Origin of the sequence: Stenotrophomonas sp. SrG (assembly GCF_050031795.1) — a bacterium.
In the GTDB taxonomy this organism is placed as follows: domain Bacteria; phylum Pseudomonadota; class Gammaproteobacteria; order Xanthomonadales; family Xanthomonadaceae; genus Stenotrophomonas; species Stenotrophomonas rhizophila_A.
In genome coordinates this window covers 1-242 of the sequence record NZ_JBNBBE010000982.1, presented here as the reverse complement: position 1 = coordinate 242, position 242 = coordinate 1, and the positions used below count along the sequence as shown (strand labels likewise).

Annotated in this window: 1 pseudogene; it reads right to left on the bottom strand. The window is 60.3% G+C overall.

From position 1 onward, the window contains the following. Window positions 1–242: pseudogene (locus tag ACQG3P_RS22435) on the bottom strand (copper resistance protein B); the annotation flags it as partial.

The following is a 242-nucleotide window of genomic DNA, read 5'->3' as shown; positions in this document are numbered from 1 at the left end:
TGATGGGCGGGAAGGCGGGATCTCGGTCGGCGTCTGTGACTTCGTGAATGGGTTCGCGCTGAGAAACCGGCGCGGTGACATGTCCCATGGCTGCGTGATCCATCGTCGTGTGATCCATCTGCGCGTGGTTGGCGCTGCCGTGATCCATGGTCGAGTGGTCGATTTTCGTTTGGTCCACCGCAGCCGGTTCGGCCGCGGGTGCAGTATCGGTGTGTTCTTTATAATTCTTCTGCGCCCACTCG